The sequence below is a fragment of the Vibrio sp. M250220 genome, from assembly GCF_036533795.1.
Lineage (GTDB): Bacteria > Pseudomonadota > Gammaproteobacteria > Enterobacterales > Vibrionaceae > Vibrio.
Window position 1 is genome coordinate 1 of record NZ_JATABI010000181.1, and the last position, 623, is coordinate 623.

The 623-nt window shown below is 42.7% G+C and carries 1 protein-coding gene and 1 pseudogene; one reads left to right on the top strand and one right to left on the bottom strand.

Annotated elements, in window-relative coordinates; all coding sequences use genetic code 11:
* Positions 1-258 precede the first annotated feature (258 nt).
* Positions 259-387 (bottom strand): hypothetical protein, encoded by a 129-nt coding sequence (locus QTN94_RS20285; RefSeq protein WP_331428677.1) that lies wholly within the window; start codon positions 385-387, stop codon positions 259-261.
* Between the two features lie 18 nt (positions 388-405).
* Between QTN94_RS20285 and QTN94_RS20290 the strand changes: the two are divergent.
* Positions 406-623 (top strand): annotated as a pseudogene (locus tag QTN94_RS20290) (IS4 family transposase); the annotation flags it as partial.

Sequence of the window (623 nt, forward strand, 5' to 3'; positions counted from 1 at the left end):
TCAGCAGCTTGATAGGACTGGTAACGAACTTGTGCCATATCATCCACTTTCTGCAATAGGCCGTTAAGCTGAAAAACGGTGATGACACTGATGATAATGCCTAAGGCGATGACCCCAAACACCAGCTTCATTGTATTGTTAATGTTCATAGTGTAGATCCCTTTTTCAAAATGAATTAACTGACGCTGCATTTATTCTAAGGTAGCTGCTCTCTACCTACTTTTTGGTATAGTTATGTTTTGGAAATTGGTCAAGCAACTATTTGGCCAACTCAAATTTAAATCCTTCAATAGCATCAATGAATTGAAGCTTCTGCTCTTCGGTCCAAATCCTGAATTGCTGGGCATCTTGAACTATGCCCAGCGCCTCAACATCATACGCTTCCACTAAGCTGACCAAACGTTGGTAGGCCTACGTCAAAGCCGCACTAGTTGCCCCAAAAGGTTCGATATTATTTTGCTGATAGCTTTAATGCTGCAACTCATGTTTTGGCTGGTAGGAATACATGCACAGCAACAAGGGTGGGATAGGCACTTTCAAGCGAATACAGTCAGAAATCGAAATGTCCTGTCTACCGTTCGATTAGGTATGGAAGTCCTCAGGCGACCAGACTACGAGATTAC